This is a genomic window from Spirosoma agri (genome assembly GCF_010747415.1).
GTDB lineage: Bacteria > Bacteroidota > Bacteroidia > Cytophagales > Spirosomataceae > Spirosoma > Spirosoma agri.
The window spans coordinates 1,485,785-1,506,356 of the sequence record NZ_JAAGNZ010000001.1; the positions used below are offsets into that span (position 1 = coordinate 1,485,785).

The following is a 20,572-nucleotide window of genomic DNA, read 5'->3' on the forward strand; positions in this document are numbered from 1 at the left end:
TCGCAAAGGGCGTAAAACAAACGACCTTCCGGTAAGGGAAGGTCGCTGGAAGAACCGTCGTTAAAGCATTGACCAGTTGGTGGTCAATACAGGGTTTCTGGTATTCTCGCTGCGGATAATTCTGGGCTTAAAGTGAGCGATTCTATGATCGGACGGATGCTGGTATAGGAAAACCGATCAGTCACGTTTTGGCTCGTAGACGAGTAGAACGATGCCGCAGCTAAACGATTGACATTTGACCAGGTTCAGAGTCAGTCTGTTCTCCGGATTTTTAAAAATCGCCATTCCATTTCCCAGCGCAACCGGATTCATAAAAAGGTGATACTCATCAATTAAGTTATGCTGGATAAAATAGGATGCTAGTCCAGCGCCACCATAAAACATTAAATCACCGCCGGATCGCTGTTTCAATGCGTTCACGTCTTCCCGAAGGTCGCCATTCGCCAGTGTAGTATTTTTCCAGTCAGTATTGGTAAGCGTTTTCGAGAAAACAACTTTGGGTAGCTCGCTCATTCTCCGGGCACTAACATCGGCTGTCTCCGGATTTTCAGCTCTGGATGCCCACGTAGGAATGAAGCCCTCGGCCAGCACACGACCAAGCAAAAGGCAATCGACAGGTTCAGTCAGCTCCGTTACGTATTTTTTAAGTTCATCATCCCAATTCCAGACCAGCCAGTCCATTTCGCCGTTTGGCCCCGCTACGAAGCCATCCAGACTCACCTGCATTTGCAATTTTACTTTTCTCATGTCCGTCCAGTGCTGTTTGCTTATTAATGATGACTTCTACATACCAAGCTATTGCTGTTGATCGTAACTTACCATCCACTGGACACCAAATTTATCCGTGAACATTCCGAAGTAGGCACCCCAGAATGTTTTATCCAGGGGCATCATTACCTGCCCACCAGCCGATAGGTCGTTGACTAGTTTTGTTGCTTCTTCTTCACTTTCTGCGTTGATTGGAACATAGACATTCGTGCCTAAAATTGTCTTGCCAAACGCCGATGGAACCTCACTACCCATCAGTGAACCGCCTTTGCCAACAGGTAAGGAAATATTGATTAGTTTATCGGCTTCACTTGCTGAAACGGGTTGGTCAGACGGCCCATCTTTGAAGCGCATGATACCGGAAAATTCGCCACCAAATACAGATTTATAGAAGTCAAACGCTTCTTCACAATTACCATTAAAATTTAAATAAGGGGGAGTTAGCGTTGCCATGTTTTCTGATGTTAAATTGTTGGTTTGATCGTGAAATTTATAGCGATAACCGAGTGTATTTTTCGCTATGTTGACTAGACAAAATTACGCTCGACTGCACGGACGAACCAGGGTAAATGCGGCAATATAAGGGTTGATTGCGACATAGATTTTCGCTAGTTTTAACTTATGAAACATGTATCGATTATTGTTCCGCGCGGGCATACCAGCCTGACTAATATTGAAGGTGCCTACCAGATACTCGCCGAAGTGAACGACCTTCAGGTAGCAATGGGGCAGCCTCCTTCGTTTGTCATTCAACTGGTGGGACTGGCTAAGGAAACAAGTCAACGAAACGGGCTTTTTACGATCAATCCGGATGCATTGATTGAGGATGTGCAGAAAACGGACCTGATCATTATTCCCGCTTTATTTGGGGATCAGCAGCAGGCTCAAGCCTTGAATCAGGACCTGGCTCCCTGGCTCATAAAACAGTATAATGACGGAGCCGAGATTGCCAGTTTTTGCGTGGGAGCCTTTTTTCTTGCATCGACGGGCCTATTGGCAGGTAAGCAGTGTGCAACGCACTGGCGGCTTGCCAACGAGTTTAGGGCTATGTTTCCGGACGTGAATCTGGTCGATGATAAGATCATGACCGAAGAAGATGGTATCTATACCAGCGGTGGAGCTTATTCATACCTGAACCTGCTGTTGTATCTGGTCGAGAAGCAGGCTGGCCGTGACATTGCTGTTCTCATCGCTAAAGCATTCATGATCGACATCGACCGAACCAGCCAATCGCCCTTTATTATATTTCAGGGCCAGAAAGCACACGAAGACGATTCTGTGCGAAAAGCGCAGGAGTTTATCGAGACTAATTTTCAGGATAAAATCACCGTCGATCAACTGGCCGATTTATTGGCTCTAGGACGGAGAAGTCTGGAGCGACGGTTCAAGAGTGCTACGGCCAATACGGTAACAGAATACATTCAGCGCGTAAAGATAGAAGTGGCAAAAAAAGACCTGGAAAATGGTCGAAAAAATGTCAACGAAGTTATGTTTGATGTAGGGTATTCGGACACGAAGTCGTTCAGAACAATATTTAAAAAAGTGACCGGATTATCGCCAATTGACTATAGAAATAAATACAATAAAGAAGCTATAGCTTTACATTATAATTAACGATTAAATTCAGGTGATCAGAAGCCGTCTTCGTTGAGCCATGATCACCTGAATTTGTGCTAACTAGGCGTTGACTGCTTCTTCCCATTGGATCGTTACTGCCTGCTCAATATCAGGGTGCAGACTAATCGCTACCGGGCAGGTATGTGCTATTTTTTCCAGTTTGGCGCGGGTGTCATCATCGGGAAGGACTTCAGCCCGGATTGTTAACGCAACCTCAATGCGGGCAATCCGTCGGGGCGGTTGGGTCGTCATTATCTTTGTTACGTCCAGCTCGCTGCCTTTCAGTTCGATGCCGTCGCGCCGGGCAAAAATTGCCATTGTTGTGATGATACAGGTGCCCAGCGCATTGGCGACCAGATCGGTTGGTGAAAACGCTTCGCCCCGGCCCTGATTGTCGGTCGGTGCATCGGTATTGATATGCGTACCCGATTGCAGATGGGTGCAGTCAGTTCGTAATTCGCCCAGATAATCAATGTGAATCGTAGCCATAAATTAATGTCTGTTGTGTGCCGGTAGGCCGATAAAATGAGAGTATGGTAAGTAAGCAGCTAATTTACAGCCTAATCGGCCTAAACATAAAAAATCTCAGTTGGTTAGACTAATGTGCCTGATGGTTTAGCAGGAATTGGTGGAAATTTTGTAGTTTTAGTCAAGAATTAGACGAAATGCGAACAATATACAAATTGAAAGCAATCGCTCTAACGAGCTGGTTGTTAGTGAGTGGCAACGCCTGGGCGCAAAACGCTGATTCGGACGATGAAACGTATCGAACCATCACGACTTATGGCATTACATCAAATACCAATTCAGGAGTGCTGGGTGGTTTGTCATTCCGGCAGGCAAAGCTTCTCTCGGGCGATTTTTTCGGAATGCCTCAGTATCGCTATCTGAGTGTCGAACTTGTCAACGTGAAGCATCCCAAAGAGCTTCAGACGACCAGCAATTTTGCCAGTTCCCGCTATATCTACGGGAAAGAAAATTACCTGTTCGCACTTCGGGGGCAGTATGGCCGCGAAATTAAATTGTTTGATCGCAATACCGATGAGGGTATTGCGGTGAGCGGAATTTTTGCTGCCGGCCCTACGCTCGGTATCATCAAGCCCTATTACGTAAAAATTCAGGAAGGCAATCAGACACGTTCCGTAGCCTATAGCTCACTGAATCAGGGGTCGGGTAGTCCGCAGGGTGCGCCCATTGGCTCCGGCGGTTTTTTCCAGGGGCTTGGTGAATCGCAACTAACGGTGGGTTTGAACGTGAAAGCGGCTTTAAGCTTCGAGCTGAGCACCTTTCGCAATAATACCACAGGAATAGAAGTTGGCTTTTTGGCCGAGGCTTTCCCAAATAAAATCATCATCATTCCTAATCCCGGTCCCAATGGAGTCAGGGAGGACGGGAACCGTAGTTTCTTCACATCGGCTTACGTGACGTTGTTTTTCGGTAATAAGAAATAAAAAGACAAAAAAGGGAGAAACTGGAAGTGAGAAAAATGATGGATTGATCCATTGATTTCCTGCTTCCGGTTTCTCCCTTTTTTACTGAACTTTACGCGCAAAAAACGAATTCTGTTGAAAAGGATTGAGGAGCCATGATTGAACTACCCGTAATACCCTCCGAACAACAACGGAAAAAACGTCCCGACTGGCTGCGCGTGAAATTACCAATTGGTCCAGAATACGCCAAAGTCCGTAAACTAGTCGATGAACATAAACTTCATACAATTTGCGAAAGTGGTAACTGTCCTAACATGGGCGAGTGCTGGGGCGCAGGTACGGCTACGTTTATGATTCTGGGGAACGTTTGTACCCGAAGCTGCACGTTTTGCGCCGTGGCAACGGGGCGTCCGAACGAATATGATACCGATGAGCCTCGTCGTGTTGCCGAAGCCATTGTGCTGATGAAGGTTAAACATGCCGTTATCACATCTGTTAACCGGGATGAACTGAAAGATCGGGGTGCCGAAATCTGGTACCAGACAGTACGCCTGATCAAAGAAGCATCGCCAACGACAACCATCGAAACGCTGATTCCTGACACCAAAGGGAACTGGGAATCACTCGAACGAATGATTTCGGCCGGGCAGGAAGTGGTTTCACATAACATGGAAACGGTGGAGCGGCTTTACCGCCGGGTTCGGCCACAGGCTCGCTACGAACGCAGTCTGGAGCAGATTCGCCGGACGAAGGAGTACGGCCAACGTACAAAATCAGGTATTATGCTTGGTTTAGGTGAAACGCAGGATGAAGTTTTCAAAGCCATGGACGATCTGGCCGTGAACGGACTGGATGTGTTGACACTGGGCCAGTACCTGCAACCGACCAAAATGCACCACGAAGTGATCGAGTGGATTCATCCCGAAACCTTTGCGATGTATAAGGAAGAAGGGTTGCAACGGGGTTTGAAATACGTGGAATCGGGTCCGCTGGTCCGGTCTAGTTACCACGCCGAAAAGCACGTGAACGTATAAAGTTTATAAATAGAGTTGCAAACAATTCAGTATTCTTGCTATTTACTATAAAGGTCCGGGCGGCTCGTCCGGACTTTTTGTTTACTGCATGAAAAAATACGACTTCATCATTGCGGGGGGAGGCATGGCGGGTTTAAGCCTGGCCTATTATCTGACACAATCTACTCTACGTGACCGATCTATATTAATTCTGGACCGTGATACCAAAGATCGCAACGATCGAACGTGGTGTTTCTGGGAACCTAATGCCGGGCCATTCGAGTCGATTGTATTTCGGAAATGGGATCAGGTTAGCTTTCATGGAACAACGCACGCCAAGCCACTGGATATGGGCGGGTATCAGTACAAAATGCTGCGTGGTATTGATTTTTATGACTTTATCCAGAAAGAGCTCGCCAAACACCCGACGGTTGAGCGCAAACAGGCAACAATCAATCGCATTAAAGAGACACCACAGGGCGGGTTTGTGATCGCCGACGATGAACCGTACATCGCCGATTACGTTTTCGACAGCACCTTTGCGTTAAAGCTCGACCAGCCCGAAAACCACAACCTGCTTCAACATTTTAAAGGCTGGGTCATCAGTACCGAAAAAGCCTGTTTCGATCCGAAAATGCCTGAAATCATGGACTTTCGGGTTGAGCAACACGGCGATTGCCGGTTTTTATACGTGTTGCCGTTCGATGAAAAAACGGCGCTGGTGGAGTTTACCCTGTTCAATGACAAACTCCTCACCGACAGTGAATACGAGGCTGATCTGCGTCAATATATCGATCAGTTTCTGGACACCGGTTCGTATCAGATCGCCGAAACGGAATACGGTGTTATTCCCATGTCGGACGAATCGACTCAGGAGAATCCAACTGAACACATCATTCGGATTGGTACGTCAGGTGGGTTTACCAAGCCCTCGACCGGATATACATTTCAACGAACGCAGCGGTACCTGCAAGGGATCGTTACGAATCTGGCCGAGACGGGTAAGCCGAACCGGACGCAATCCTGGTTCAAAGGGCGTTTCAAACTCTACGACAGTATCTTCTTGAACGTACTCGAAAAGCACCGCTACCCTGCCGATGACATGTTCACACGGCTGTATACGGACAATCGACCGGCTAAAGTCTTTAAGTTTCTAGACGAAGATACCCGATTGACGGAAGAGTTGCGCATATTCTGGAACATGCCCTGGGGGCCATTTACGGTGGCGTTTTTCGATGTTTTACGACGAAAAATGTTTGGCTAGAGAACCGTTACTAAACAGAGTACAGGGAGTCATAACAGCCACTAAACAGAATGACGCAGACCGCCCCTAGCGGAGGTAGTTGTGGCCCTGTATCTCTAACGTCTATTTTTACTATCGTGAATCAATACATACAACCGTATACCTTCTACCTGATCGTTTGGTTGATTACGCTTTCACTGACGCTGGGAGCGGGTTTCTTGCTTGGCTTTCTTATGCGTGACAGGCGATCCGCAAAACTAGCCCCAAAATCCGGACCATCTGCTGGTCGACATGCGCTCATTCAGGCGCGTAAATCGTTCTTCTCGTACCGGTAGATACAGTGGGCGCGGGTCATATGCGCTTCGTTTGTTGCCCCTTGTAAAATATCTCGTAGATTTGCATATACAAACCAAGTCATACGAAGCCGTAATGCCTTATCTTTTCACTTCCGAGTCTGTTTCTGAGGGACATCCCGATAAAGTCGCTGATCAAATCTCCGACGCACTTATTGATAATTTTCTGGCTTTCGATCCATCCAGTAAAGTAGCCTGTGAAACGTTGGTTACGACAGGACAGGTTGTCCTGGCGGGCGAAATCAAGACTGATACCTATTTAGACGTTCAGAAAATCACGCGCGACGTGATTCGCAAGATTGGCTACACCAAGAGCGAATACATGTTCGAAGCCAATTCCTGCGGTATTTTTTCAGCTCTTCACGATCAATCAGCGGACATCAATCAGGGTGTTGACCGGAAGTCCGATAATCAGGATTTCGAATCACTTGCCAATGCCCAGGGTGCGGGTGATCAGGGGATGATGTTTGGCTATGCAACCAACGAAACGGACAATTACATGCCGTTGCCGCTGGATCTGGCCCATGCCATCCTGCGTGAAATGTCGAACATCCGTAATAACGAAGTTCATTTGATGCCGTATCTGCGGCCGGACGCGAAGTCGCAGGTGACGATTGAATACTCAGACGATCACCAGCCGATTCGGATCGATACGATCGTTGTGTCGACGCAGCATGATGATTTCGCTGACGATGCCACAATGCTGGCTAAAATCAAAGAAGACATCATCAATATCGTGCTTCCCCGGGTTAAAGCTGCTCAGAAAGCGGAGCTACAGGGTTTATTTACGAATGACATCACTTACTATATCAACCCAACGGGTAAGTTTGTCATTGGTGGTCCGCACGGCGACACCGGCCTGACGGGTCGTAAGATCATCGTCGATACGTACGGTGGTAAAGGGGCTCACGGCGGTGGTGCTTTTTCGGGTAAAGATCCGTCGAAGGTAGACCGGTCAGCAGCCTATGCTACTCGCCATATCGCCAAGAATTTAGTCGCGGCTGGGCTTTGCGATCAGGTTCTGGTACAGGTTTCGTACGCCATTGGTGTTGCTCAGCCCTGTGGTCTTTACGTGAACACTTATGGCACGGCCAAAGTAGAGCTGCATGACGGTGATATTGCCCGCAAAGTTGAAGAACTGTTCGACATGCGCCCGTATGCGATTGAACAACGACTTAAACTCCGTAATCCCATCTATTCGGAGACGGCTGCTTACGGACATATGGGCCGTAAAAATGAAGTCGTAACGAAAACGTTTGGATCGAACGGTCAGACAAAAGAAGTTGAAGTTGAACTGTTTACCTGGGAGAAACTTGATTTTGTTGACAAAGTGAAAGAAGCTTTCAAGTTATAATAAGCAGTACTTCCCTTACAAAGCGAAAGCCACTCGAACAGGAGTGGCTTTCGCTTTTTCAATAGATTACAATCTATAACTCATCGGGTTCGTAAACCTCGTCTTCTTCTTCGCTCATCCGGGATTTGGCCTCGGTGATGGCCGGACTAAAAATATCGTTCCTTTTTTCTTTGAAGCGAACGAGTTTGTCTTTCAATACCTCAAGCACCTTATCGGTTGCGCTCTCGAAACTTTTGTCGTGTTCTTTCACGAACAGTTCCTTTCCGGGGATTGTGAGTCGTACTTCGACCACTTTTTCTTTGACTTTGTTCGAGTCGGCCCCATCTAACTTGAGGAACACCTCCGCGCCAATGATACGGTCGTGGAATGTGTCTAATTTGTTCAGTTTAGCCTGGACAAAGTCTAACAGGCTCTGATCTGCTGTGAACCTCACAGCGTGAATTTGTAGTCTCATTGTGTCGCTTTTAAAAGTGAACTGAAACAGAACATCAATGGACTGATCAAGTTTGGGCATAAAGACCGTAATGTCAATACCTGCTACGAAAGATGCAATCGTGTTCCACGGACTATGCACGCTGAATACCGGTACTGCTTTTACGTGAGCGATTTACAGCTGTCCGTGGAACGGTTCCATACGAAGATTCTTCAGAAAGTATAATTTCCGGGTTTTAGGCCAAATAAATGGCTACTGCCTGCTTTGGTCGCAGAGTAATTAGCGGCTGGGTGGTTATTTTCTGACCCAATACTGGGCGCAACTCAAAACGGTGGAGCAAGACGCTCAGTAAGGCCTGCATTTCCAGAAGAGCGAACTGATTCCCGATGCATAAGCGTGGTCCGCCACCGAAGGGGAGAAACGCGTATGGATGACGATCGCTACCAGATTCAGGAGCGAACCGATCGGGGTCGAATCGTTCCGGATCAGGCCAGCTGGCAGGATCGTGATGAAGTACATAGGGGCTAATCAGTACACCCTGATTTGCTTCGAGCGCGTAGTCACCGAACCGGTCGGGTCCGAGCGACAGACGACTCATGACCCAGGCTGGCGGGTACAGCCGCATCGACTCATTGATGATTTGCGAGAGGTAGGGCATGGCTCGTAAATCATCGGTCGAGGGACGATCGCGCTGGCCGAGCGTGGCATTTATCTCGGTTTTGGCCCGTTTGACGACATCGGGATGCTGCGCCAGTAGATATAGTGTCCAAGCCATTGAGGTAGCTGTCGTTTCGTGGCCAGCGGTGAACAGCGTCACCATTTCATCGCGAAGCTGCGCGTCTGACATGCCTTCGCCCGTTTCTTCGTCGGTAGCGCGGAGCAGCATATCCAGCAGATCATCGCGGGACTCGCTGGTCTGGCGTCTCGTGTTAATAATACCGAAAATCAGGTTGTTGACCCGGTTAGTAGCATCGACAAACGCTCGGTTATCGGGCGTGGGGACCCATCTTGGGAAGCGAATGGGATTGATAACTGCATTATTGGCGACGTGATTTAAGTTCGACAAGGCACTGGACAAACCATCTACCTGATCGCCCAAACTACTGCCGAATAAAGTTCTTGTTACAATTCTTAACGTAACGTCGATGGTGGCAGCGGAAATGTTTACCGGTTTATCTGTCAGCGATTTTTCCAATCGATCGACCCAGGCTACGGCTTCGTCAATCATTGTTTCGGCCAGAACAACCAGCTTTTGCCGGTGAAAGGCCGGTTGCGCCAACCGACGCTGACGACGCCAGAAATCGCCTTCGCTCGTCAGCAGACCATTGCCTAGAAATTCGCGCAGAATAGCAAATGACTTACCTCGGCCATAGTTGCGGTTATTTTCCTGAATGACGTGTTTCGCTTCTTCGGGCTTGAGCATCAACGTTGTCGTGCGCCCGCCGACGCTAATGCGAACCATGCGTTGATGGCCATACTGCTGCTGAAGCCGGCGAAGAAAGGCCAGTGGGTCGCGCAGGTATTCGAACGAGTTGCCCACCAGGGGTAAACCCGGATGTACCGGAATAGGACGAGTAGGAGAGGTGATAGTTTCCATACACTAACTCGGTTGAGTTGTGCAAAGATGCCGAATTTACGCCGTTTCGCCCTGTTAGCATGGCGAGTTTTCTACCGAAGCAATTTGTAGTTTCGATATTCGCCCATCCGCCATCCGGTCAGACGTTCGACAAATGTCTTTAGCTGATTTTTGGCCGAATATCTTTTTTCCCGAATGTCGAAGTCAAACTGCCAGTTCTGCGCCTTTATTCGGGGCTGCATCACCGCCGGTTGCGTATCCTTGAACTCGGCCAGTGCATCAATGGTGCTGTAGTCAAAATCGCTGAGCGTCTGGTGCGCCTGTTCGATTTGCTGATCGCCGTTCCAGAAGCGTTGTGTACCGGCCAGCTTATGCTTTTGAACCTCAGGTGGTTTTACCCAGCCATAATGATAGATGTAGGCATCGATCAGTTTGACGCGTAATTTCTGGTTATCGATTGTTCGGAATCCCTGCGCATCCCGATAGGCTGTAACATGTCCGGTGTTACGAATGACCCGGATTTCGTGTCGATACCACCGGGGAGAATCGCCAATGTAGCGGTATGATCCGTAAAAATGAAGGTAGTTGAACAGAAGTCCTTCTACTATAGGCTGGTCCAGGTACTGCTCCATAGCCTGCCGGACAACCGGTATATAGCGTTCATGGAGCACCTCATCCCCCTGGATGTAAAAGGCCCAGTCGGTATCTGCCGAAACAGCGGCCAGCGCCTTGTTGGTTTCTACCGCCAGTACCTGCCCACCGGTCCGAAGTGAATCGTCCCAGACGGTTTCGATGATCCGGATTTTGTCTGAACCTATACCCTGAATCAGCGCCAGCGTGTCATCATCCGACTTACCAACGGCCACAACAAACTCGTCGCAGAGGGGTAGAACGGATTGAATGGCTTCGACGATGGGATAATCGAATGTAAGGGCGTTTCTGACGATGCTGAACCCGGTAACTTTCATGAGCTATAAATAACGACGGATGCAAAGATACAAGCCCTGCACTGGTCTGTTATATTGACCTTACATATTCCGGATAAACTCTTCCAGCGCGTTGAGGTGGTCGGCAAAGGCCTGTCGCCCCGTGTCGGTAGTGGAGTAAGTCGTATTTGGTTTACGCCCGATAAATTGTTTCTGCACGGATACATAGCCCGATTCTTCCAGCGCCCGCAGATGGGTAGCCAGATTGCCATCCGTGAGACCGAGCAGTTCTTTAAACGCGTTGAAACTCATGGAGTCATTGACCATCAGGACCGACATGATATTCAGCCGCGCTTTACTCTCAAATGCTTTATTAAACTGAGCAAGCAGGTCTTTCATGCGGTATTGCGTTCGTATTTGAAGTACATGGCCAACCCATAAACGATGTGCAGGACACCGAAACCAATGGACCAGGTCAGTAAATTATACCCCGGCCGGAAGAGCGAGAGAAGGCCGAGGGCAATTTCACAGTAAGCCAGTGATTCAACGTCCCGAACGGTATACTTACTACCATTGAGCAACGCCAAGCCGTAAAAAATAAGGGTCGCCGGAAAGGCCAGCCAGATGAGGTTATACTGAAGCAGTGCCAGACAAAATACGCCCCCGGCTGCCAACGGTACGGCCAAAGCCCACCACAGCCGTTGCGATGATCTGTTCCAGACGCTCAGTCCTTGCCGCCGGGCTTTGCGAATCGTAAAATAACTTCCGGCCAGTAAAGCGGATACCAGGACAACGATGGCCACTGTGATCAGAAATTCACGAATAGACTGGTGCGCGGCATTGTCATAGAGTTCGAGCCGCTGGTAATTCAGTGCCTGAAAAGTGTCCGTTCGCAGACGAGCGTAAATAACGCCTGCCCCAAGCAACGCGATGATACCGGCCGATACGCCTGATAAACCACTCAGGGACAAGAATTTGGAGGAGCGTTCCATCAGGCTTCGGATCTCCGTCAGCGTCTGTAGATGTTCGCGGGATTCGTACATGAAAAGAGTATATCGTTTATTGATTATACGAATTGATTGTAACGCTACCAGCATAACAGCCCGTCATTACGGTTGTTTGGTACCGACTGGTGTTAACTAATGATATGAATGCCAAAAATAGCCAGTAGTTTACTGCCGAGAATAAGCAGTCCGACAACGACGGCTGCGATGGCCAGAATAAGCACCGCTCCCGACGAAAGATCCTTGATCGCTTTGATCTGCGGATGTAGTCCGGGGGAAACAAAATCGCATAATTTTTCGATGGCCGTGTTGAACGCTTCGGCAGCCCAGACCAGCCCAATCTGAGTAAGCAGAATCGACCACTCCACAAGACTAAGGTGTAGCCAACATCCCGCCAGAAGCACCAATCCGGCGATGAGCAGATGGACCCTGGCGTTGTTTTCGTAGCGAAACAGAGCAACAATACCTTGTCCTGCAAATCCGAAACTACGCCAGACCTTACGAACATTAATCATGTGGCAAACTTACTATTAAAATAGAAGTGAATTCCACCGTGCCATCAGTTAGCGTGATCGGCCTCGTAGTCGACATACCACCAGAAGGCTACGTACAGAACCACCAGCACAAAGCCGTACGCTAAAGTAAGCTTTATGCTCAGGTGATTATGGGTAGCATCGGCAATCGCGCTGAACAGATTCAGCGGGTTTGTCAGCACATCCCAGCTGTTCCACCGGCCAAATCGACCCAGATAAATACCGAAACCCGATAGCAACTGACCGGTCAGCAAGACGAGCCAGGTTAGCTTGGCACCAATAAGCGGACGAACTAGACGATGAACGATCAGAATCGAGTACAAACCGATCAATAGACCCGTTTGCGCAAACAGGAAAATGGTCATGGTGTCGAACCAGAGCAATGGATTGTCGACGTTCTTGATGTGGTACAGGTCGGTGATGATGTAGGGGGCATTAGGTAAAAACGCGAGCCAGATTGCCAGGCAGGATCCAAACAACCAGCGACTTAGAAAACCACTTCGTCGCAAATCGCGCAGGATGAGGACAACGCCCAGTGGAAAAAAGGCTAGAAAGAGGTTCCAGGTTAACATGATGAAAAACCACCAGTTACCGGTGAGGAGACCACGCGTGATGACTAGACATAATCCGGCTGCCGTCATTGCGGCTATTGCCTGTAAGCCCTTGCCCGTCTTGGGCTGGCCCGTTCGATTAACCAACCCACGTTGGGGGAAGTATACTATCTGTTGCATATATAAAAGTACTTTGTTTTACAAAGTAAAACAAAAAGATACAGAGTTGCCCAACGCTACCACAAATTATTTATGGCGGTAACGCGCTTTACTTAACGTCAAGGAGCCTAAATACGAATTTCGTCCCCAAACCAGTGAACAAATTGGTTCGGGGACGAAATGAATGCCTGAGTTTCAGGTAGCCGATCAAGAGGCTGTATGATGGGTAGTATCAACTGGATAAAACAGACGAATGAGCTGTCTAACCTTGTCCGTTGGTTTGGTCACATCGTCAAGTTTGTCAAAAGCCGCTGTTTTATCCGGCTGGTCGTAATAAATATCCTTCAGGTTTTCGCTTGTAATGAGGTGAATGGGCGAATTTGCCTCCCGACTGAAGTAATACAGCGTTGCCGAAGAAGCAGACCCGCCACTGGCTAACCACGTATTGGCTGGCTTGCTGTAGATGACTATACGATCGGTGTGCTCAACGCGAAAGAGATCGTTGTTAAAACTCCGGTAATCGACACCTTCTTTGCGCTCTCCCCACAAGTTTGAGAGTGGTATTTTAGCTTCCGGCGCATTGGGCTGATCGACCTTTATCGCGTTCCCGAAGGCTTCATCGCGCAACCGATAGCCCGGCTGGTCGTCATTGAAACCATCTGTCAATTGGTGTGTCGAAAAATCGGTGGCTGACAAATAGATACCATTGTCGGGAAACAACGTGAACTGATCAGCCTGTTGAGCTACAACAGAAAGGGGCAACGCGGCTACGAAGGCCAGCATTATAGTTTTCATAACAGTCGAACGAATTAGTGAAACAACATTAAAAGATCTGTGCAGCCAAACGGGGTACTGATTCGTTGTAGCTGACTGTGTTCCTGTACTTGTGTTTCATCTGTGTAATTCGCGTTGCGTTGTTAGGCGCTGTAAACCTCGCTGGATGATATTATAATGAGATGATTTTCAGGTTAATAAGCTGTTAAAAAAAGAGTCAAGCACAGCAAGGACCGAAATCCTTGCTGTGCTTGACTAAAGAGTAAAGTCAGGGCTACATTAGAGGGCTGCTTTGGCGACTTCGGGTTCGAGCCAGCCATCTTTCAGCCGGATTATGCGCGAACCGTATTGGGCATTTACTTCCGAGTGGGTCACCTGAACAATAGTTACGCCGTCTTTCTTATTTAACTCACTGAAAATTTCCATGATGTCGCGCGCCTGATCGGAATGCAGATTTCCGGTCGGCTCATCGGCGAAAATAACGGACGGTTCAGCCGCCAATGCACGGGCAATACCCACTAGTTGCTGCTGCCCCCCTGATAGTTGGGCGGGAAATAAATCCTTTTTGGCGACAATATTGAAGCGATCCAGGAGTTCAGCCACGCGGCTTTTGCGTTCTGACCCGCTCAGTCCTTTATAGAGCAGTGGCGTTTCAATGTTCTCATAAACCGTCAGTTCGTCGATCAGGTGATACGCCTGAAATACGAAGCCGATCTGAGTTCGGTGGAGTTCGGTTCGTCTCTTCTCCGATAATTTTTGAACGGGCTGATCTTCGAACAAATACTCACCATCCGATGGCTCTTCGAGCAAGCCCAGAATATGCAGTAACGTTGATTTTCCCGACCCCGATGGACCCATGATCGACACGAACTCGCCCTGCGAAATGTCGAGGCTTATGTTCCGCAACACATAGATTCGGCCAAAGCCAGCCGGGTAGTATTTAGAGACGTTGTTAAGATGAATCATAATCGGTTATCGTAGAAAGACGTTCGTCGAGGTTTAAAGAAGCAATGCGTTCTTCACCGGCTTTTAGCCTGCACCGGGTGAATTTGTTTCGGTCTATCGCGCTCAAGTGTCGTGCCAGACTTATAATGCATTGTTTACTAGCTAATTACTCTAAACTAATTCCGGTTCGTCGTCCGTTAGCGGACAAAGCCACCCCCGAAACCGGACAGAATTTTTGGACCGTTATGCAACATAATAACCTTTTCGTGCATCTTCACATAAATCAACTCATTTTGTAAACTATGAAAACTATAGCTTTATCGATCCTGGTAATGACGGCTGGCATGAACTCGGCCAGTACCGATTGGAAAAAAGATCGTTCGGTGTCGGGCTTTACAAGCCTAAGCGTCAGCAGTGGCATTGATGTTTATTTGACGCAGGGCGGTTCGGAAAAGCTGTCACTTGAAGCCAAAGGGATCGACGAAGAAGATGTCAAGTCGGAGATAAAGAACGGTGTCCTGAAACTCTACATTGACCGTAAAGGCGTTATGAACTGGTCTTTCGGTCGCAGTAGTTATGTAAAAGCGTATCTAACCTTCAGGCAGTTGACCAACCTTCAGGCATCAGGTGGTGCCGACGTGTTTGGACAGGGCCGACTGTCGTTTAACGATTTAAATCTTGAGGCATCGGGTGGTTCGGATGTGAAACTGGATCTTAAAGCCGATGACCTGAATGTATCTGCGTCGGGCGGTGCTGATGCTATTCTGGAGGGTTCGGCGCGGTCGCTCAACGCCAAAGGTTCCGGAGGAGCCGATCTCGATGCGCGTGAACTAACGGTTGAAGTCTGTAATGCCAGTTCATCGGGTGGCTCAGATGTATACGTTAACGCAACCAAAGAATTGAGTATGAAGGCATCCGGTGGTTCCGATATTTATTATTACGGCTCGGCTAAAGTGCTGTCAAAGAGTGAGTCTGGCGGATCAGACATCAAGCACAAAAATTAACTACATTGTCCGTCTCCTAATTAAGCGGCATGAGTTAGTAGGGTAATTGGTTGATTGAGGTAATTTTACAGCCTAGTTGCTGACGCAGCTAATACTCAGGTACGATTCAACCAATTACCCTCTTGACACCGACTATTGGTATTCTTGGCGGGGGCCAGCTTGGTCTGATGCTGCTGCAAGCCGCTATAGACTGGAACCTCCGCGTTCATATTCTCGACCCCGATGCGGAAGCACCCTGCCGACATCTGTGTACGCAATTTACGCAGGGCGCGCTTACGGATTACGACACCGTATATCAGTTTGGACAAACGGTCGACGTACTGACCATCGAAATTGAACGGGTCAATGTTGAAGCGCTCGAAGCGCTGGAACGGGAAGGAAAGAAGGTATTTCCGCAACCAGCCGTTATTCGTGTTATTCAGGACAAACGGCTTCAGAAACAGTTCTACCGCGATCATAACCTCCCCACCGCCGATTTTGTGCTCACCGACAACCGGGCGGATGTTGCACTCCTGGAAATACATCAGCCCGATTTTTTTCCGGCTTTTCACAAACTGGGTCGGGATGGTTACGATGGGCGGGGCGTTCAGCGAATCGCATCGGTCGCCGATGTTGGTAAGGCATTCGATGCGCCGGGCGTACTGGAAAAAGCCGTTGATTTCGAGAAAGAGCTGGCCGTTATCGTTGCTCGTAACGAACGGGGCGAGGTACAGACGTTTCCAACGGTTGAAATGGTCTTCCATCCTGAACTGAATCTGGTCGAATATTTATTCGCTCCGGCACAGATTTCAGCAGCGATCGACAAGCAGGCGCAGGACATTGCCCGTCGTACTGCCGATGCCTTCGGTATTGTTGGTGTGCTCGCTGTTGAGCTATTTCTGGATAAGATGGGAAACGTACTGATCAACGAAGTAGCTCCGCGTCCGCACAACAGTGGTCACCAATCGATTCGGGCGAATGTTACGTCGCAGTTCGAACAGCACTGGCGGGCTATTCTCAATTATCCTCTTGGCGACACAACGGCCTACCAGCCAGCCGCTATGGTGAACTTGCTTGGTGAGGATGGCCATACCGGTCCGGCGATATACGAGGGGCTGGAAAATCTGTTGGCTATGCCGGGTGTATTTCCGTTTTTTTATGGGAAAGCGATCACCAAACCATTCCGCAAGATGGGCCACGTAACCGTTATGGATGATTCACTGGAACGACTACGCGAGAAAGTGTCGGAGGTTAAAGCAGGAATTCGTGTCGTGACTTGATGAAGTGAACCGATGTACTAGCCCAAAAAAGCCCCACCTTTTCAGGTGAGGCTTTTTTTTAGTTGATTTTCAGAACGGCCATAAACGCTTCCTGTGGAATTTCGACGTTGCCAACCTGGCGCATCCGTTTCTTCCCCTTTTTCTGTTTGTCGAGCAGTTTGCGTTTACGCGATATATCACCGCCATAACACTTCGCCAGTACGTCTTTACGCAAGGCGCTTAGGGTTTCTCGGGCAATAATCTTCTGTCCAATGGCAGCCTGAATCGCTATCTCGAATTGTTGACGGGGAATCAATTCCCGGAGCTTTTCGCACAGTTTTTTACCCCACTCATACGACTTTGACCGGTGAACGATGGCCGACAACGCATCAACTTTGTCGCCGTTGAGCATTACATCCAGCTTTACCATGTCGGATTCACGGTTGTCCATGAACTCGTAGTCAAGCGATGCGTAGCCGCGCGAAATTGTCTTGAGTTTATCGAAGAAGTCGAATACAACCTCGGCCAACGGCATCTCAAACTGAAGTTCGACCCGATCGGCGGTCAGGTAAACCTGGTTTTTGAGAATGCTTCGCTTGTCCATACACAGGCTCATAATGCCGCCAACGTACTCGGATTTTGAGATGATCTGCGCCCGAATAAACGGTTCTTCAATATAATCGATCAGGTTTGGTTCGGGCATTTCGGCTGGTGCCGATACCTGAAGTTCCTCCCCTTTTGTGGTCAATACCTCGAAGCGAACCGATGGAACAGTGGTAATAACGGTCATATCGAACTCGCGTTCCAGCCGCTCCTGCACAATCTCCATGTGGAGCATTCCCAGAAAACCGCAGCGAAAGCCAAAACCCAGCGCTGCCGATGTTTCAGGCTCCCAGACCAGAGCCGCATCGTTCAGTTGCAGCTTTTCCATCGCGTCACGCAGGTCTTCAAATTCGCTGGTCTCCACCGGATAAATACCGGCGAATACCATTGGCTTAACCTCCGAAAAGCCCTGAATGGCAGCACTGGCGGGATTATCGATAGTGGTAACGGTATCGCCCACCTTGACTTCTTTCGCTACCTTAATACCTGAGATCAGGTAGCCTACGTCGCCACATTCAATGACATCTTTGGGCTCCTGCGACAGGCGTAACGTTCCAATCTCGTCGGCAGTGTACTCTTTGCCGGTATTCATGAACTTTACTTTGTCACCTTTGCGAATGCGGCCATTCTTTACTCGGAAAATAACCTCAATACCCCGGTAGGAGTTGAAGTGTGAGTCAAAAATCAGGGCTTGCAGAGAACCGTTTGGATCGCCTTTCGGTGCGGGAATCCGCTCGACAATGGCCGCCAGGATTTCGGGAACGCCAATGCCTTCTTTGCCCGATGCGGGAATGATGTCGTCGCGCTTACAGCCTAGCAGATCGACCATCTCATCCTTGATCTCTTCGGGCATGGCACCGGGCAGGTCAATTTTATTCAGCACGGGAATAATGACCAGATCGTTGTTGAGCGCCAGATAGAGGTTGGAAATGGTCTGCGCTTCGGTGCCCTGCGAGGCATCAACGAGTAGTAACGCACCCTCACAGGCCGCAATCGACCGCGACACTTCATAGCTAAAATCGACGTGACCTGGCGTGTCAATCAGGTTTAGCGTGTACAACTCACCGTTGTACATATAATCCATTTGAATCGCGTGACTCTTAATGGTGATGCCCCGCTCGCGCTCCAGATCCATGTCGTCGAGCAACTGAGCCTGCATATCGCGTGACCCTACAGTCTTGGTGAATTCTAACAGTCGGTCGGCCAGGGTACTCTTGCCGTGGTCGATATGAGCAATAATGCAAAAATTACGGATATGTTTCACGTTGGAAAACGGAGGAGTCTTTACTACTAAACGGCAAAAATAGGTAAAAAAGTCCGCGTTTGGGCTAGATAAGAACGGCTACAAAAAAACAAACGCCGGACTCATCAGGGAGCCGGCGTGTTCAATTACACTTCATCAACAAACTAAAATCGTATCGGCGAACCGCCGGGCCGCCGAAGCGGCAAAATGCTGTAGGAGGGGGACTCGAACCGCCCACGGTGCAGTTAGCTACAGTACAACTCTGGTGGTCAACCCCAGTCGCCTTAGCAGATGAATCCACATCGGGCGGCATTATGCTGCGTTTATCCCTTATCACCACCCCCGAGACAGGAGGGCACGTCTGCCAATTTCGACATCCTACAGTGTGAGAAAAAGAATCAAGAGGATCGGCGTGTGACCCCGCTCGATCAACTTGACAATACAAAGGTAATGGATTAAGGTATTTTATTGCAAATTTTACATGAAAATTTCTTAAAATTTACATCCTATTCAAAAAAAGGCTATTTTTGTTGATACTTCTGAAAAATAAACTAAAAATGACCGAGAAAAATTTAGAAATTGATAATGCCGATCTAAAGAAGGTTGATAAAACGGATCTTAAGATCTTGAAATTACTGATGAAGGACGCTAACATGCCTTTCACCGAGATCGGTAAGGAAATTAGTGTATCGGGTGGGACGGTTCACGTCCGAATGAACAAATTAAAGCAGATGGGCATAGTTCGGGGCTCTCAACTGGTTATTGATCACGCCAAACTTGGCTGGGACATCAGTGCTTTTCTGGGGATTTATCTCGATAAGAGTTCACTCTATAGCGAAGTCTCCGAGCAACTGGAAAAGATTCCGGAAATTGTTAATGTCCATTACACGACAGGCATCTACAGTATTTTCGCTAAAATAGTCTGTCGCGATACGCAGCATCTGCGTGAGGTGCTGCACGACAAAATTCAGAAAGTTGCTGGTATTCAACGGACCGAAACGTTTATCTCGCTGGAAGAAAGCGTCAACCGGCCCATTCCCTTTGCCGAAGTCCGGGAGTGAATAGTCTGCCCGTCGCTGATGAGCGAATCCCCGGCTTTAGTGTCCGCCACCGACAATGATGAACCGTAAACGAATGTTTGTACGTTATAGGGGCTGACAATTTTTATTCCATGCAACCCACAATTCATGCCACTACGGTGGTCGGTATCCGGCATAATGGCCACGTCGCACTTGGTGCTGATGGCCAGGCTACAATGGGCAACACTGTTGCCAAAAGTAATGTTCGTAAAGTTCGCGTGCTGATGGGCGGCAAGGTGCTGGCCGGTTTCGCCGGTTCAACGGCCGATGCCTTTACGCTGATTGAGCGATTTGAAGAAAAACTGAATGCTTACGGCGGTAATTTAAAGCGAGCCGCTATTGAACTGGCGAAGGACTGGCGCACGGATCGTTACCTGCGTAAGCTGGAAGCCATGCTGATTGTGGCTTCCAAAGAGGACTTGCTGATGATTTCGGGCACGGGTGATGTGCTCGAACCCGACAACGATGTCGCGGCCATTGGGTCGGGGGGTGTTTATGCGCAGTCGGCGGCTATTGCCCTGAAAAAGCACGCTACGTCCCTGTCGGCGGAGGAAATGGTTCGCGAAAGCTTGCATATAGCCGCCGATGTCTGCATCTACACCAACCACAACCTGGTTGTTGAAACACTGTAACAAGTAGAAGTACTGGCTTATGGCTCGGCATGCTGACGGAAATAAGTTTGCCCATTCTTTAGTTATATTTGCGCAGTAGAGAACTCTCCGGCGT

At 48.7% G+C, this 20,572-nt stretch carries 23 protein-coding genes; 10 read left to right on the forward strand and 13 right to left on the reverse strand.

Annotated elements, in window-relative coordinates; all coding sequences use genetic code 11:
• Positions 1 to 177: 177 nt before the first annotated feature.
• Together GK091_RS06130 and GK091_RS06135 are read right to left on the reverse strand one after the other, a co-directional pair.
• Positions 178 to 747 (reverse strand): dihydrofolate reductase family protein, encoded by a 570-nt coding sequence (locus GK091_RS06130; RefSeq protein ID WP_164035713.1) that lies wholly within the window; start codon positions 745 to 747, stop codon positions 178 to 180.
• Positions 748 to 795: 48 nt separating this feature from the next.
• Positions 796 to 1,221: a VOC family protein gene (locus GK091_RS06135; protein ID WP_164035714.1), complete on the reverse strand. Its 426-nt coding sequence runs from the start codon at positions 1,219 to 1,221 to the stop codon at positions 796 to 798.
• 168 nt (positions 1,222 to 1,389) lie between these two features.
• On the opposite strand from GK091_RS06135, the gene GK091_RS06140 reads away from it, so the two are divergent.
• Positions 1,390 to 2,382 (forward strand): GlxA family transcriptional regulator, encoded by a 993-nt coding sequence (locus GK091_RS06140; protein WP_164035715.1) that lies wholly within the window; start codon positions 1,390 to 1,392, stop codon positions 2,380 to 2,382.
• A gap of 63 nt (positions 2,383 to 2,445) precedes the next feature.
• Here the strand turns inward: GK091_RS06140 and GK091_RS06145 are convergent, their stop codons facing one another.
• Entirely contained in the window at positions 2,446 to 2,874 is a 429-nt protein-coding gene (locus tag GK091_RS06145) for an OsmC family protein (RefSeq protein WP_164035716.1), read from the reverse strand.
• A gap of 176 nt (positions 2,875 to 3,050) precedes the next feature.
• Between GK091_RS06145 and GK091_RS06150 the strand changes: the two genes are divergently transcribed.
• The 5 genes from GK091_RS06150 (at position 3,051) to metK (ending at position 7,778) form a co-directional block, all read left to right on the forward strand.
• Positions 3,051 to 3,836, forward strand: coding sequence for a hypothetical protein (locus GK091_RS06150; RefSeq protein WP_164035717.1), 786 nt, complete (start codon positions 3,051 to 3,053; stop codon positions 3,834 to 3,836).
• 134 nt (positions 3,837 to 3,970) lie between these two features.
• Positions 3,971 to 4,849, forward strand: coding sequence for a lipoyl synthase (lipA, locus tag GK091_RS06155; RefSeq protein ID WP_164035718.1), 879 nt, complete (start codon positions 3,971 to 3,973; stop codon positions 4,847 to 4,849).
• Between the two features lie 88 nt (positions 4,850 to 4,937).
• Complete coding sequence (locus GK091_RS06160; RefSeq protein ID WP_164035719.1) at positions 4,938 to 6,092, forward strand: lycopene cyclase family protein; 1,155 nt, start codon at positions 4,938 to 4,940, stop codon at positions 6,090 to 6,092.
• 116 nt (positions 6,093 to 6,208) lie between these two features.
• Positions 6,209 to 6,406 (forward strand): hypothetical protein, encoded by a 198-nt coding sequence (locus GK091_RS06165; RefSeq protein WP_164035720.1) that lies wholly within the window; start codon positions 6,209 to 6,211, stop codon positions 6,404 to 6,406.
• Positions 6,407 to 6,500: 94 nt separating this feature from the next.
• Positions 6,501 to 7,778: a methionine adenosyltransferase gene (gene metK / locus GK091_RS06170; protein WP_164035721.1), complete on the forward strand. Its 1,278-nt coding sequence runs from the start codon at positions 6,501 to 6,503 to the stop codon at positions 7,776 to 7,778.
• A gap of 73 nt (positions 7,779 to 7,851) precedes the next feature.
• On the opposite strand, the gene hpf is transcribed toward metK, so the two are convergent.
• The 9 genes from hpf to GK091_RS06215 all read right to left on the reverse strand — a co-directional run bounded on the left by hpf (position 7,852) and on the right by GK091_RS06215 (position 14,700).
• The gene (hpf, locus tag GK091_RS06175; protein WP_164035722.1) at positions 7,852 to 8,232 is read right to left on the reverse strand and encodes a ribosome hibernation-promoting factor, HPF/YfiA family; all 381 of its coding nucleotides are present in this window, start codon (positions 8,230 to 8,232) and stop codon (positions 7,852 to 7,854) included.
• Positions 8,233 to 8,446: 214 nt separating this feature from the next.
• Positions 8,447 to 9,808 (reverse strand): cytochrome P450, encoded by a 1,362-nt coding sequence (locus GK091_RS06180; protein ID WP_164035723.1) that lies wholly within the window; start codon positions 9,806 to 9,808, stop codon positions 8,447 to 8,449.
• Positions 9,809 to 9,879: 71 nt separating this feature from the next.
• On the reverse strand, positions 9,880 to 10,755 hold the full coding sequence (locus GK091_RS06185) for a glycosyltransferase family protein (RefSeq protein WP_164035724.1): 876 nt from the start codon (positions 10,753 to 10,755) through the stop codon (positions 9,880 to 9,882).
• Positions 10,756 to 10,815: 60 nt separating this feature from the next.
• A complete protein-coding gene (locus GK091_RS06190; RefSeq protein ID WP_164035725.1) occupies positions 10,816 to 11,112 on the reverse strand; it encodes a winged helix-turn-helix domain-containing protein in 297 nt (98 codons plus the stop codon).
• Positions 11,109 to 11,756, reverse strand: a complete 648-nt coding sequence (locus tag GK091_RS06195; protein WP_164035726.1) for a hypothetical protein — start codon at positions 11,754 to 11,756, stop codon at positions 11,109 to 11,111. The genes GK091_RS06190 and GK091_RS06195 overlap by 4 nt, the downstream gene beginning before the upstream one ends.
• Before the next feature lie 92 nt (positions 11,757 to 11,848).
• On the reverse strand, positions 11,849 to 12,232 hold the full coding sequence (locus tag GK091_RS06200) for a diacylglycerol kinase family protein (protein ID WP_164035727.1): 384 nt from the start codon (positions 12,230 to 12,232) through the stop codon (positions 11,849 to 11,851).
• Positions 12,233 to 12,276: 44 nt separating this feature from the next.
• On the reverse strand, positions 12,277 to 12,981 hold the full coding sequence (locus GK091_RS06205; protein WP_164035728.1) for a DUF1361 domain-containing protein: 705 nt from the start codon (positions 12,979 to 12,981) through the stop codon (positions 12,277 to 12,279).
• A gap of 186 nt (positions 12,982 to 13,167) precedes the next feature.
• Positions 13,168 to 13,755 carry a hypothetical protein gene (locus tag GK091_RS06210; protein ID WP_164035729.1) on the reverse strand — a complete coding sequence of 196 codons (588 nt, stop codon included), beginning with the start codon at positions 13,753 to 13,755 and terminating at the stop codon, positions 13,168 to 13,170.
• Positions 13,756 to 14,013: 258 nt separating this feature from the next.
• Positions 14,014 to 14,700 (reverse strand): ABC transporter ATP-binding protein, encoded by a 687-nt coding sequence (locus tag GK091_RS06215; protein ID WP_164035730.1) that lies wholly within the window; start codon positions 14,698 to 14,700, stop codon positions 14,014 to 14,016.
• 281 nt (positions 14,701 to 14,981) lie between these two features.
• On the opposite strand from GK091_RS06215, the gene GK091_RS06220 reads away from it, so the two are divergent.
• A complete protein-coding gene (locus tag GK091_RS06220) occupies positions 14,982 to 15,683 on the forward strand; it encodes a head GIN domain-containing protein (protein WP_164035731.1) in 702 nt (233 codons plus the stop codon).
• Positions 15,684 to 15,805: 122 nt separating this feature from the next.
• Positions 15,806 to 16,942: a 5-(carboxyamino)imidazole ribonucleotide synthase gene (locus GK091_RS06225; RefSeq protein ID WP_164035732.1), complete on the forward strand. Its 1,137-nt coding sequence runs from the start codon at positions 15,806 to 15,808 to the stop codon at positions 16,940 to 16,942.
• Positions 16,943 to 17,000: 58 nt separating this feature from the next.
• On the opposite strand, the gene lepA is transcribed toward GK091_RS06225, so the two are convergent.
• Positions 17,001 to 18,788 carry a translation elongation factor 4 gene (gene lepA / locus GK091_RS06230; RefSeq protein WP_164035733.1) on the reverse strand — a complete coding sequence of 596 codons (1,788 nt, stop codon included), beginning with the start codon at positions 18,786 to 18,788 and terminating at the stop codon, positions 17,001 to 17,003.
• Positions 18,789 to 19,324: 536 nt separating this feature from the next.
• Here lepA and GK091_RS06235 point away from each other — a divergent pair.
• Together GK091_RS06235 and hslV are read left to right on the forward strand one after the other, a co-directional pair.
• Entirely contained in the window at positions 19,325 to 19,828 is a 504-nt protein-coding gene (locus GK091_RS06235; RefSeq protein WP_164035734.1) for an Lrp/AsnC ligand binding domain-containing protein, read from the forward strand.
• Positions 19,829 to 19,938: 110 nt separating this feature from the next.
• Positions 19,939 to 20,478, forward strand: coding sequence for an ATP-dependent protease subunit HslV (gene hslV, locus GK091_RS06240; RefSeq protein ID WP_164035735.1), 540 nt, complete (start codon positions 19,939 to 19,941; stop codon positions 20,476 to 20,478).
• Positions 20,479 to 20,572 lie beyond the last annotated feature (94 nt).